This window comes from Aureisphaera galaxeae (assembly GCF_028561275.1).
GTDB classification, from domain to species: domain Bacteria; phylum Bacteroidota; class Bacteroidia; order Flavobacteriales; family Flavobacteriaceae; genus Aureisphaera; species Aureisphaera galaxeae.
In genome coordinates this window covers 82,653-94,440 of record NZ_JAQQTF010000018.1, presented here as the reverse complement: position 1 = coordinate 94,440, position 11,788 = coordinate 82,653, and the positions used below count along the sequence as shown (strand labels likewise).

The window sequence follows — 11,788 nt, the reverse complement described above, 5'->3', positions numbered from 1 at the left end:
ATTTTACGCTAGTTCAGGTCATGCTGCCACGTACACTAACCAAAACAGGCTTCGCATTTCCCCTGAATCAAAATTTGGGAAACGGTGATTTCACGATTGGGTATTTTGGGAATGGAGACATCTACAGTGAGACAATCCACCTTACCGCAATTCGTGCATTGAAAATGAGGATGTGTATCCGAATGCCCAGACACCGAACAATTATGGCATTTTGCATACCATTTAATTCCGTTTTTGTCTAAGAAAGAATGTACGACCCCATCGTCCTCAAGCCTATCCAAGATTCGATAAACAGTGGTTTTGTTCATTTGTAAAGCCAGGCGCTCCACCAATGCTACAACGGAAATAGCACTGGCATCTTTTTGAAATTCGGCCAAGAGCATCTCAACAGATTGCGTTTTTCTAATGATTCCCATATCACAAAGTTATTACAACTGGGTTGCAGTGACAAATCATATTTTTATATTTGCAACTTAGTTGCATTAAGAAATATATAAAGGAGGCTTTCCTCGCTAGATTATTTAATGCACCTGCTCGCTTTTAGAATGGCAGTAAATGTATAACCGATAACAACGGTCCGAGCTATGAATTATGAAGAAATTGAAAGCATAGGGGATAATCACATTTCCTATAACGTGGAGACACCTCTGTTGCCAGATGCATTCGATAAACCTGATGATGAAAAAATTGAAAGCATTCAACATCATTTTGCCATGATCATGAAAGAACTCGGACTCGATCTGTCGGACGATAGTCTGTCTGGGACTCCTTATCGATTTGCCAAGATGTATGTGAAAGAGCTGTTTTATGGCCTTGACCCGAAGAACAAGCCAAAACTTTCAACATTTGAGAACAAGTATGGGTATGGTAAAATGTTGGTTGAACAGAACATCACCATCGATTCTTCCTGTGAGCACCACTTTTTGCCGATAGTAGGGCACGCGCACGTTGCCTATGTTCCCAAAAACAAGGTGATAGGGCTCTCTAAAATAAATCGTTTGGTCGATTACTATGCGCACCGTCCCCAGGTTCAGGAGCGATTGTCGCTGCAAATTCTTAAAGACCTGCAAAGTGCATTGGAAACGGAAGATGTAATTGTCATGATTTCTGCCAAGCACCTTTGTGTTTCTTCAAGAGGGATAAAGGACAAAAATAGTTTTACGACGACCATAGAATATGGCGGTTGTTTCGAGAACGGCGCAAAACGAGATGAATTTTTAAGTACAATTAATAATCAAATAGTGTAAAGATGATAACAAAAGAACAAGTATTAGATGCTCAAAATCAATGGGGAAGTGGTGTGGTAAAGATTGGATCCTTAAAAGACAACAGACCCGAATGCGAGGCGTATGCGAGTGAATTCCTGGATGCACGTTATGCGTTTGAAGCAGGCCCTGTCCTATTTAAACCCACCAAGTGCGCTATACAACAATTTAGACCAACAAAAGCAGAAGCCCTTTCTTACTTCATTGCAGGTGATGATAGAGCTTGTGCAGAAGACAAAGGGTTTGCCATACAACCTTGGACCAAGGTTAGGTTCGAAAATGCAGGTTTCATTCTGGAAGATAATCGTGCCATCGCAATGGGGAATTATTTTTTCACCGATTTAGATGGCAATGAAGCGAAAGTAGAATATACGTTCGGTTATAAATTAATGGGGGGATCCTTAAAAATTGATTTGCATCATTCTTCCTTTCCATTTCCAAACCCAGATGACGTAGCCTAATGCATAAAACGCTTTTCCTTTTGTGCCCAACCGATTGCTTGGAAGCCAAGGTGAATAACACTTTTAGGCAGGAGAATTATTTCTATACTTCTCTTGGGAATTCTTTTGTTTCGAATTTGGAAACATTGAGAAGCATAAAGGAATTGATTGAAAAACATAACATTAGAAAAATCTCTTTTGTTCTTTCCAATGACAATGAAATTATCTTAGATGCATTGGAAGGACAATTTTTTTCAGGGGTTCGGGGTCTGGAAACTTTCTACAACGAAATTATGGAACAAAAGGAACATTCGGATCTTTCATGGCGAACAGGGGATCGTCAATTCGCTCTCCTGTCGTATTATTTGAATAAAAGAATAAGGGAATTGCGACTTCAGCTATGTAGTTTTTTCCGTTTCCCTTTCGAAATAAATGGTCGGATTTATGATAGGTATGATGACACCTTTATAGCCATATATTCAGATCTAATTTGTATTGAAAAGTATTCATTGAATTGAAAATACAAAGGCATGACTTTTCTTGTAGTGAAAGTTGGTTTCGATTCCTTCTAGCTTGCCAAATCCAATAGGAGGGATTGTAATCCAACAAAAAAGCGACTTCAATTTGAAGTCGCTTTTTCTTTTTAAGTCTTTACTCCACGGAAGGTATAGCATCTCTTCCTTCGGGACCTTATTTATTGATCCTCTTTTTCCTTATCCTCTTCCATCATTCTTTCATCTTCCTGGGTAATGCGCTCATGGTCTTCTTTTATTTTTTGATGCTCTTTCTCCATGGTCTCATGTTCCGATTTCATGGATGCGTGCTCTGCGGTCATTTCTTCCAATGTCATGTCACCCGTTCCATGTTTCGTTTCTAGTTCGGCATGTTTTGCAATCAAAGCTTGGTGTGCTTCCATAAGCTCGGCATGTTTGGAAAGAATGGCACCGTGCTGATTTTCCATAGCCATGTGAATGGAATCGTTCTCAATCCCCTTATGTGCATCGATCATCTTTTGATGGTCATCTTGCATAGCATCATGTTCCTTGCTCATTGCATCGTGAGATGCTTCCATGGCTTTATGCTCTTCTACCATGGCCTTGTGTTCGGGAGTTTCGGCTGGATTTTGCTTGCAGGAAAACATTGATAATACCATTACGAAAATTAATAATGTGATTGGTCTTCTCATTTTTTTATGATTTAATTAACATTTAAAGGTATTCATTTTTATGGAACCTACGGTTTTATTGCTGGAAATTAATTGTACTTTTAACGAATTAATATTCTAACTACACACGAAGGAAGTTGACTTCGGTTTTGAAACCTTTATAAGGTGAAACAGCGCATAAGAACACATATAATCCCTTTACTTTTTGCAATAGTCTTTCTCATTCCGAGAGTTGCAGACCTGCATGCGCTGGAGCATATAGCCGAAGAAGACACCCCTATTTCCTGTGAGTTATGTGATGACTTGATACAAACCCAGCAAAATGATCTTGATTTAGCTGGAGCCTCCTATGTTGAGGTGGCCATGCAACAAGTTCCCTGCTCGTTTGTGGTGCTCCCTCACTATGATGTTCCAAGGGAAACGATTGTTTCGCCTACAAGCATTTACAACAAACCTCCACCACTTGTTTAAGTGATTTTTTCTTTTGGTTACTAGAAGTGTCCATCGTTGGGGACCTTTACCATTGTTTCAACAAGTTTGAATACATCAATTTCGTGCTTTTCGAAGTAATTGTTTTTCTATACAAAGAAAATCAATGTACTGTTTCAGCAGTATTTGGTACCCCCTAAATAACCCAGACATCTTTTAATTTCCCTTTACCAAACGGTTCAATTTAAATTCACTGAAGGTCAAAATGGCCTTTAGTTTAACCATAATTCATTATGATACATACCAACAATCTTACAAAGAGATATGAAGGGCAAGTAGCGCTCGATCGACTTAACCTCACCGTTAAGGAAGGTGACATATTTTGCCTTCTTGGGGCCAACGGAGCGGGTAAGACCACTACCATTAATCTGCTGCTAGGGTTCATTGCACCCACAGAGGGAAGTGCTTCTATAGATGGGATGAATGTATTCGAAAGCAACAAAGCTACCAAGAAAGTAGTGGCATACATCCCCGAAAATCTAATGCTTTACCCTAGTCTTACGGCCGTGGAAAATCTTGATTATTTCTCAGGGATTGCTGGAAAGAAGCTTTCTACATCACAATTGGAAGCATTTCTAGCTGAGGCTGGATTGCAGAAGGAGGCCTTTAGAAAGCGTATCTCGACCTTTTCGAAAGGAATGCGCCAAAAAGTAGGGATTGCCATAGCGTTGGCTAAAGATGCCAAGGCATTGCTACTCGATGAGCCTACTTCTGGTTTGGATCCCAAAGCCAGTAATGAATTTGGCCAATTACTTCAAAAACTAAGGGAAAAGGGGGTCGCTACCCTCATGGCAACGCACGATTTATTCCGCGCCAAGGAAGTTGCAACACATATCGGAATTATGAAAGACGGCCAGTTGAAACAGCAATTCACTGCCAATGATATTTCCCTTTCGGAATTGGAGAAGGCGTATTTAGACACCATGGACTATAAAGAAAAGGTATCATGATTTTAAAAACATTCAATAAAGAAACCAAAGAGCTGCTGCGTGACGGTCGGGTGCGTTTGTCTTTCATAATAGTTGTCCTGCTGTTAGGGATGGCTATTTGGGTAAGTGCCAAGCAATATCAGAACATTAATGAGCAGTACGAAACCGCCACGGCTGCTGAACGAACTGTTTGGGATGATCAAGGTGAAAAGAATCCACATTCTGCTGCTCATTTCGGGACGTATGCCTTTAAACCGAAATACCCTTTGTCCCTTGTAGACCAAGGAGTAGACAAGTACGCTGGGACCTCCATTTTTTTGGAAGCTCACAATCGTAATGAAGCCCAATTCAGTGCTGCCGCAGACCAAACGGGATTGGCGCGATTTGGAGACCTTACCCCAGATTTCATTCTCCTTTTCATCTTGCCATTGCTTATCATCCTTTTGGGTTACAACAGTTTTACCAAAGAACGTGAAATGGGAACGCTCACCCTGCTGAAAAGCCAAGGGATTTCCACACGGAAATGGATTCTAGGAAAATGGATGGCGCTGTTCTTTCCCATTTTTCTTATCACTGCTGCTTTATTTCTGGTAGCTGGAATACTGCTTTCCAATTTGGACGATTTTGGTGTTTTTCGTTGGAATTCCCTCATAGGACTCTTTCTGGTTTATATGGGGTATTATATCATTTTTATCAATCTGGTATTGTTTATCTCTGCCAAGGTGAAAAAATCGGGGATATCCCTGGTACTTTCCCTTTCCTTATGGATTCTAGCCTGTCTAGCAGCACCCAAAGCAGCTAGCAACATTGCCGAAACCAGACATCCCTATCCTACTAGACAGGAGTTTGCCGCTATGGTACTCAAGGATAAGAAGGAAGGATTGGACGGACACAATCCATGGAGCAAGGAAGCCAAACTGCTTCAGGAAGAAGTCCTAAAAGAGTATGGTGTAGACAGTCTTCATAAACTGCCTTTCAATTTTGATGCGTATCGCATGCAAAAGGGGGAAGAGCACGAGGCCAGGGTGTATTTCAAACACTACAGCTATCTCAAGGAGCAGTTTGAACAACAATCCGGAGTGTACCGAAGTTTAGCGGTGATCTCACCGTATTTACCCACTCGCTTTATGAGCATGTCCATTGCACATACCGATTATGCAACGCATTGGGATTTTTCGGATGCTGCAGAGAATTATAGAATCGCTACCCAGAAATTTTTAAATAACAACTTCGCCGAAAATTCAGAATATGGAAACTGGGGGTATCGGGCAGAATCAGACTTATGGAAGCAGTTGCCTGCTTTCGAATATGACCCTCCGGAACTGAGCGCTATTATCGATCGAAATTCTTCTAACATTCTGATTTTAGGGGTTTGGCTTTTAGGCTCCTTTAGTTTGCTTTTGTTTACCACTAAAAATATCTAACCATGCTGAAATACAATTTTAAATATGAACTGAAATTACTCCTGAGGAGTCGATGGATTCAATTATTGAGTCTATTGTTATTGTTGCTATTCGGTTTTTCGGTGCTTAATGGTAAGCAGAAGTTAGAAAAGCGGAAGGAGGTTATTTCCGAGGCCCAAACCGAGGTCGAAGAAAATGATGTGATGATGTTGAGTCTGTTGGATTCCGTATCCCAAGGGCACAAGGTAAGTGTCCCTAGGTGGACCATACCTACCAGTCCTATGGCCGTGGGAAATTACTATCCAAGGGTGGCATCCATGGAACCACAGTCCCTTTCTTTTATTGCTACAGGACAATCCGATCTGTATACCCCTTACGTAAAACCTAAGGTGAGAGGCGATGATTATGCTTTGAATTTTACTGAAATGACGAGCCCCGTGCAGTTGTTGTTTGGTAGCTTCGATTTGGCCTTTGTAATTGTTTACTTATTGCCTTTATTGATTATTGCCTTTTCCTACAATGTTCTTTCTGCAGAAAAGGAAAGTGGGTCCCTACGATTATTACTTTCGCAACCTATCGGAATACAGAAATGGTTATTACAAAAGCTCGGTTTACGTTTCTTTTGGTTATCCATATTGGTCATAGGTTCCATGACGCTTATCTTTCTTCTTTTCGGAGTTGATTTCGCTTCAGAAATAAGCGCGTTTTTCTCGCTTTTGGGACTCACCTTGGCGTATATGCTTTTTTGGTTTGCCTTGGCATTCCTAATTAATCTTTGGGTGGGCAGCTCTGCAAAAAATGCCGTTTCCATGCTGGGCCTATGGGTAATTTTTGTATTGTTGGTTCCTTCGGTATTGAACCAATTGGGAAATTCCTTGTACCCCATGCCATCCCGTACCCTCATGATCAACGAAATGCGCACCAAGAAGACCGAGGTCTCCAAGCGACAGGATGAAATATTGGATAACTTTTTGCGCGATCACCCAGAATATGCCATTAACGACACCACACAGTCTCGAGGATTCTACCATCGCTATATGGCTTCTCAAAAATTGATTCGGGAAGAATTGAGCCCCATAGTGGAAACCTATGAAGTGCAGCTTCAAAATCAGCAGGGGCTGGTCAGAAAGCTGAAATGGATTTCTCCCGCACTTACCATGCAGGAGTCCCTGAATAAGCTGGCGGGTAATTCTACATCCGATTATGAAAACTTTCGGAAGCAAGTGGTAACCTTCGCTGGAACATGGAGAGAATACTTTATGCCCTTCTTGTACAACAACGAGGAATTTGCGGCTAGTAATTATAAGGATTTACCCAAGTTTCAGTTCGAATCAGAATCGCCTGCAACCAGGGCAGCGGTACTTCCACTGCTGTTGCTTTCCTTGGGAATGTTGGGGCTAGGATTCCTGGTATCGCGCAACATCCATAGGAATCACAAATTAATTCAGGGGTAAAATCATTTTTAAAAAGGTTTACAATAAAAACATTCGTTTATATGCTAAAAACCATCAATTTCAACGCTAAATCCGATATCCTCGGCTCTACAGCAAGTACATTGTGCTTGGCACATTGTTTGGCCACGCCTTTTTTGTTTGCGGCACATGCGGGACACGTACACGGACACCATGAACACCCTTTTTGGTGGGGTGTACTGGACCTGGGTTTCATAGTCCTCTCTATGGTTGCAGTCTATTGGTCTGCAAAAAACACATCAAAAAACTGGATGCGCTATGCGTTGTGGCTAAGTTGGGGATTTTTAGCCTTCGTTATTATCAATGAAAAACTTGCTTTTGTCCATATCGTTGAGGAAATAATTTACATTCCCTCGTTGGTCCTAGTGGCATTGCATCTTTATAATAGAAAGTACTGTAATTGCGCCAATGAGAGCTGTTGTGCCTCTGATTGACCTTTGCAGTATGATCATTTTGATTAGCCAACAAATACGCAATGTATTTGTATTACAATTAAGCCTCTGAACAAGGTGACTTTTAATTAAGATTGAGGCCTTTATTGGCCCGGGTCCCGAGCGAAAGCTCGGGACTTTTTTAGTTCACGAAATCACTCAATATTTTTAAGGTTTTGGCCGTCTTAAAACGTGAGGATAGGAATTCCAGATTGAGCGATAAGAATAAAAACTTGAGAATACGAAATCAGTTCTTAAGCTTTTCAGCTACCTGATCGTAATATTCCTGAGAAAGTACTTCAGTCCAAATAGTAGGCTGCTCTCCCCCATATATGGCTAGATAGGTGACATTACTTTCTTTGGTCGAAGCATGCCAATGCTCCGTGTCTTTTTCACACATAATCACATCTCCAGCTTTAAGAATAATAGGGTCTTTCCCCCTTTCCTGATAATATCCTTCCCCTTCAACATAAATTAGTACTTGTGGTGAGGAATGTTTATGCCAATCTAAGGTTGAATTAGCCTTAAAAGTTGCCTTTGTGATATTATAGTTTAAATCACCGTCGGCTTCTAATAAGCGATTTAGCCATGCTTCACCAATGTAATGGGTGTTTGGCGCTTTAAAGCCTTCGTCTTGATAAGAAGAAACGGTGTATTCAGAATTTTGAGCAAAAGTATACGCGGAAGTAATAACCAAAAATGCAATAATTAGAGTTTTCATATCCAGTTGTTTTATTTTACGTTAAAAAGCAATAATTGTTGAAATCACTGCCCTATAAATTTAACCAATATGTCAGTTTAAGGTTGATCGATCGAAAACGCGGCGCAAAGGTTTCGGTAAAGTAATTGTCATTATACACCAAGAATAAATCCGAAAGTGGTGCGAAACGCCATTGTAATCGGGCATTAATCCCAAAATTATCCCTTTGGTTACTATACTGTGCTAGAGCCGTAAAGAACAAAGACTTATTAAAGGTGACGTCTGCCCTTGGAGTGATAAGCCAGTAATCGGCACTTTCATAGGGCTCTGGTAATTTGATACCATCGTAGTTTATATTGATAGAAAACTGTGCCCAAGGCTGCCATCTGTACCCCAGTGTTCCACCAAACGAATATCGATTACCATTGAAGAATTCACCTACTGTCGTGTTCAAAGAATAGGTAAACAAATTGGTGTTGTTGGATGAGAACTCAATATTGGCATAATTAAACGTATAGCCTTCATTACCGGGTAAGGGCGTTCCGTCATCAGTGCGGGTGGGATCAAAATCCTCTGTCAAGAAAATATATTGATTGAATAGATTGGCGGTGATGCTTGCATTGCTGGTAAACTCGGTTTCCCAAGTTCCCCTAAGTAAATGGTCGGAAAGCTTAAAGTCCAATCCCGGTCTGAAATAGAAGATAGACAGAAGCCGAATATTGTTTCTATTGATAATTGCTCTATTCTTGGGAATCAAAAATCGTTGTATAGAATTACCCGCTTTAAAAAAATCCGTTCGTGGCACGAAACCCAAATCGGCTGTAAAGTCTTCATCCACATAGACCCAATCATTGATAAAGACCCAATTGTTTTTATTGAACGTTGTAACGGCTTGTGCCGAAAAATTTCCTCCTTTATCGTCCGGATTAATGGATTTATGTACATAATACCGTCCAGACCATGTGTTATCTGAAGAAGCGAGATTGTAGTCTATTCCAAACACACGATTGTACCGATCCTCGTCCTCCGAAAAATCGTAATTTTCAAACCGTTCTCTATTCACAATAAAAGCTCCAATGTTGGAGCGTTGCCCCACTTTCTTCTGAATAGCGATCATCGAGTTGTTGTTCGAAGCAATTTCGTTAGCTTCATCCGCAGCGGTTTGAATATTCAAAACGCCCAATCGCCAATCTTCGTTAAGTTTGCCACTCAATCGCGCACCGGCGATAATATCGTTCTGTATCAAATCGTCATCGACGTCCCGAGCCAAGCCAATGCGCCTGGAAAAGAAGGGGCGCGCCTCGCCGAAGAGATTTCCAAAGGAACCGAAAAGATCGCTATTGTCTATAAAGAACTGGCGCCGTTCGGGTAGAAGCAATTCAAAACGAGTGAGGTTGGTGAAAATATCATCTACTTCTACGTTCGAAAAATCTGGATTTACGGTCAGGTCCAAATTTAGGCCGTCTCCAATTGCTATTTTGGCATCGCCACCCACCGAAAATTGGGTGTCATCTTCATCATTTTCGAAGTCTTTTTGTGCCAGTCCGTTCACATAAGGAATAATGGCCAAAGGAGTTCGCGATTTGCCCAATGGTTTTTCGAAAACCAATTCATCGGAAAAGGCCAGAACACCCAATAACTGAGTTTGTGGAACTCTCGCCAATGAACTTATTTCATTAGATTGAATATTAAATCGGTAGGGCTTTATTCGCCAACTTTTAGCTCCTTCTTCAAACTTGAGTGACGTGAAGGGGATGGCCATTTCGGCCGTGTAATAGGTGTCATACATTTTGCTTTCGCCCTGCCATTTAATGTCCCAAGCGAAGTTGAAATTCTCAAAGGCTGCACCTCCAGAGGAGACCAAGAATTCACGCCTTACCCCAAAAGGTGTGATCCCGAATCCAAAGGCATTGGTTCCATCGTTAAAGGTATCGAACAGTACCGTCACGTTATCGTTTCTTATCGCGCTAAAATCCCTTCTTAGCGAACTTACAACGAATTCACTGTTGGGTGCTTCTGCACGTATACCTACAAACAAGGTGGTTTCGTTATAAGCTACCTGAATGGTGGTTTGGAATTTGGCAGGAATGCTGTCTGTAGGAAAATATTGCCAGAACTCACTGCTCTTATCTGTGGTTTCCCATATGGCTTCATTGAGTTCTCCATCGAGTGTAATTTCTCCTTGAATGAATTTTGCAGTGATGCTTTTAGGGGTGTTCTGAGCATTCGAATAAAATGAGCAGGCAGTGGTTAGAAACAGTAAATAATAAAGGAATCTTCCTTTCATGTTGATGGTGTTTTCTCAATATCTCAAATTTAAGAGATTCTTTGGGCGCAAAAGTTACCCAAGTTACGGATACTTATACCAATATTACCGATATGGACGCTGAGTTTTTATTGTTGAAAGCGAATAAGTTATATTTACTTGAAAGAGAAAAGGTGATGGAAAATATTTTAAAGATCGATTCTGTAGGCACATATTTTAACTTGAGAAACTACGAACTCTTACATCCACTTATCAGTACCTTGGACTATTCAAAATTGAATTTAGATATGTATTCAAACAATGGGTACGATGGATTGCAATTTGAATGTTATGCCGTTTTCCTAAAGGATAGTAAAGCGTGTAAAATGAAATATGGAGGGCAACATTACGATTATGACGAAGGTACTATGGTTTTTATTGGCCCTAACCAAACCGTAGGTTTAACAAAAGACCCAAACTATGTCCCAAAGGGTTGTGCTATAATCTTTCATCCTGATTTATTGCTGGGAACGGATTTGGGCAAGAAAATTCAAGCTTATAACTTCTTTTCTTACTCGGTAAAGGAAGCATTGCACTTGTCAACTAAAGAGCGAAAGGTAATTTTAAGCTTGTTCGAAAAAATTCAATTCGAGTTAGAACAGAATTTAGACAAGCACAGCAAGAAATTAATTGTGGCGAATTTGGAGTTATTGTTGGATTATTGTCTTCGGTTTTATGATCGTCAATTTTTGACTCGAGAGGTAGCACATACTACATCGTTGGAAAAGTTTGATGTACTTCTAAATGAATATTTCTCATCGGACCAACCGAAGAAATTAGGTCTTCCATCGGTGACACATTTTGCAGAACAGCTTAGGTTATCTCCGAACTATTTTGGCGATTTGGTAAAGAAGGAAACTGGTAGAACGGCTCAGGAATATATTCAAGGGAAACTAATCGATGTGGCCAAGGAAAAAGTTTTTGATCCCCAAAAAAATATTAGTGAGATAGCGTATGAGTTGGGTTTCAAATATCCACAACACTTCAGCCGATTATTCAAAAATAAAACAGGACTGAGCCCTAATGATTTTCGAAATCTTAATTAAGCGCATTGCTCATCATTCACTCAGAAGGCGATAAGGTAGTTCCTATTAGGACATCTTTGAACGCATGGGCTGGCTGGATCGATAATGGTGCCGATTCTAAGCATGTCCTATCCCATTCACAGAAGGATGAAAATCACAGCGAA

The 11,788-nt window shown here is 40.6% G+C and carries 13 protein-coding genes; 9 read left to right on the top strand and 4 right to left on the bottom strand.

The window, feature by feature from the left end; genetic code table 11:
- Window positions 1-35: 35 nt before the first annotated feature.
- Window positions 36-416 (bottom strand): Fur family transcriptional regulator, encoded by a 381-nt coding sequence (locus POV27_RS17525; RefSeq protein WP_272864092.1) that lies wholly within the window; start codon window positions 414-416, stop codon window positions 36-38.
- 168 nt (window positions 417-584) lie between these two features.
- Between POV27_RS17525 and folE the strand changes: the two genes are divergently transcribed.
- From folE to POV27_RS17510, 3 genes are read left to right on the top strand one after another with little or no spacing between them, the layout of a single operon-like run.
- Window positions 585-1,247: a GTP cyclohydrolase I FolE gene (folE, locus tag POV27_RS17520; protein ID WP_272864091.1), complete on the top strand. Its 663-nt coding sequence runs from the start codon at window positions 585-587 to the stop codon at window positions 1,245-1,247.
- A 2-nt stretch (window positions 1,248-1,249) separates the two neighbouring features.
- The gene (locus POV27_RS17515; protein ID WP_272864090.1) at window positions 1,250-1,726 is read left to right on the top strand and encodes a hypothetical protein; all 477 of its coding nucleotides are present in this window, start codon (window positions 1,250-1,252) and stop codon (window positions 1,724-1,726) included.
- A complete protein-coding gene (locus POV27_RS17510; protein WP_272864089.1) occupies window positions 1,726-2,223 on the top strand; it encodes a hypothetical protein in 498 nt (165 codons plus the stop codon). Before POV27_RS17515 ends, POV27_RS17510 begins: the two co-directional genes overlap by 1 nt.
- Window positions 2,224-2,399: 176 nt before the next feature.
- Here POV27_RS17510 and POV27_RS17505 read toward each other — a convergent pair whose 3' ends face one another.
- Entirely contained in the window at window positions 2,400-2,891 is a 492-nt protein-coding gene (locus POV27_RS17505; RefSeq protein WP_272864088.1) for a hypothetical protein, read from the bottom strand.
- 144 nt (window positions 2,892-3,035) lie between these two features.
- On the opposite strand from POV27_RS17505, the gene POV27_RS17500 reads away from it, so the two are divergent.
- The 5 genes from POV27_RS17500 (at window position 3,036) to POV27_RS17480 (ending at window position 7,597) form a co-directional block, all read left to right on the top strand.
- Complete coding sequence (locus tag POV27_RS17500) at window positions 3,036-3,341, top strand: hypothetical protein (RefSeq protein WP_272864087.1); 306 nt, start codon at window positions 3,036-3,038, stop codon at window positions 3,339-3,341.
- A 251-nt stretch (window positions 3,342-3,592) separates the two neighbouring features.
- On the top strand, window positions 3,593-4,309 hold the full coding sequence (locus tag POV27_RS17495) for an ABC transporter ATP-binding protein (protein ID WP_272864086.1): 717 nt from the start codon (window positions 3,593-3,595) through the stop codon (window positions 4,307-4,309).
- A complete protein-coding gene (locus POV27_RS17490) occupies window positions 4,306-5,712 on the top strand; it encodes an ABC transporter permease (RefSeq protein WP_272864085.1) in 1,407 nt (468 codons plus the stop codon). Before POV27_RS17495 ends, POV27_RS17490 begins: the two co-directional genes overlap by 4 nt.
- A 2-nt stretch (window positions 5,713-5,714) precedes the next feature.
- Window positions 5,715-7,145, top strand: a complete 1,431-nt coding sequence (locus POV27_RS17485) for a DUF3526 domain-containing protein (RefSeq protein WP_272864084.1) — start codon at window positions 5,715-5,717, stop codon at window positions 7,143-7,145.
- 41 nt (window positions 7,146-7,186) lie between these two features.
- A complete protein-coding gene (locus POV27_RS17480; protein ID WP_272864083.1) occupies window positions 7,187-7,597 on the top strand; it encodes a MerC domain-containing protein in 411 nt (136 codons plus the stop codon).
- 244 nt (window positions 7,598-7,841) lie between these two features.
- On the opposite strand, the gene POV27_RS17475 is transcribed toward POV27_RS17480, so the two are convergent.
- Both POV27_RS17475 and POV27_RS17470 read right to left on the bottom strand, forming a co-directional pair.
- The gene (locus POV27_RS17475; protein ID WP_272864082.1) at window positions 7,842-8,315 is read right to left on the bottom strand and encodes a cupin domain-containing protein; all 474 of its coding nucleotides are present in this window, start codon (window positions 8,313-8,315) and stop codon (window positions 7,842-7,844) included.
- A 52-nt stretch (window positions 8,316-8,367) separates the two neighbouring features.
- Complete coding sequence (locus POV27_RS17470; RefSeq protein WP_272864081.1) at window positions 8,368-10,581, bottom strand: DUF5916 domain-containing protein; 2,214 nt, start codon at window positions 10,579-10,581, stop codon at window positions 8,368-8,370.
- 41 nt (window positions 10,582-10,622) lie between these two features.
- On the opposite strand from POV27_RS17470, the gene POV27_RS17465 reads away from it, so the two are divergent.
- Window positions 10,623-11,645, top strand: a complete 1,023-nt coding sequence (locus tag POV27_RS17465; RefSeq protein WP_336375845.1) for a helix-turn-helix domain-containing protein — start codon at window positions 10,623-10,625, stop codon at window positions 11,643-11,645.
- The last annotated feature ends 143 nt before the right edge of the window (window positions 11,646-11,788 follow it).